This window comes from Clostridium sp. DFI.5.61, assembly GCF_024462915.1.
GTDB classification, from domain to species: Bacteria; Bacillota; Clostridia; order Oscillospirales; family Oscillospiraceae; genus Lawsonibacter; species Lawsonibacter asaccharolyticus.
Genome location: NZ_JANGBZ010000132.1, coordinates 1 through 285, shown reverse-complemented (window position 1 = coordinate 285; position 285 = coordinate 1). Strand labels below are relative to the sequence as shown.

The window sequence follows — 285 nt, the reverse complement described above, 5'->3', positions numbered from 1 at the left end:
GCACGGAGAAAACCATCTGTCTGGCCGTCACGCCGGCGCTGAAAGCGTATGGAATTCCGGGACGGGCCCGGCTCTTTGAAGTAATCCAGAAGGTCCGGGAGATCAACGCTCATCGTCGGCAGCGGGCTCCCGGCCACGTCTTTTCCGGTGCCTCCAGCAATGATCTGGAGCTGAGAGCCGCCCCTTCGCTGGAGCTGGATTATATCGTGGCCCCGCCGCGCATGGCCCGCTACATGGAGTGGAGCGCCCGCATATATCAGGTGTACCTCCGCCATGTGGCGCCGG

Annotated in this window: 1 pseudogene; it reads left to right on the top strand. The window is 63.2% G+C overall.

Going from position 1 to position 285, the window contains the following annotated elements:
* Positions 1-285: pseudogene (locus tag NE584_RS19955) on the top strand (DNA methylase); the annotation flags it as partial.